This window comes from Frigoribacterium sp. AC759 (genome assembly GCF_979256015.1).
Window position 1 is genome coordinate 1 of record NZ_CEEDMT010000065.1, and the last position, 362, is coordinate 362.

Sequence of the window (362 nt, forward strand, 5' to 3'; positions counted from 1 at the left end):
GACGTGCCCGATAACAAGCTCGGCTTCGTCTACTCGGGTGTCTCGGCCCAAGGCAACTTCCAGACCGCGGGCAGCGCCCCCGTCTCCATCGCCCCCGACTACTCGGACGTCACTCTCGACAACCTCGCTGATGGAGACACGTTCACCCCGGGTGACGTGACGTTCTCGGGCACCGGCACTCCCCGTGCCACGGTGACGGTGTCGCCCTCGACGGGTGCAGGTGTGTCGACCGAGGTGCGTGCCGATGGCACGTGGAGTGCGGTCCGGTACTTGGGCAACGCGTCCTACACGATGTCGGTGACGCAGGTCGCGGCCTCGGGGGAGAACAAGCTGGAGAACATCCGTCTGTTCTCGGACGCCGT

Annotated in this window: 1 protein-coding gene; it reads left to right on the plus strand. The window is 66.0% G+C overall.

Annotated features, from left to right (window positions below):
• A partial coding sequence (locus tag ACZ6JE_RS15110) for a hypothetical protein (RefSeq protein ID WP_464319464.1) occupies positions 1 to 362 on the plus strand: 362 nt, incomplete at both ends.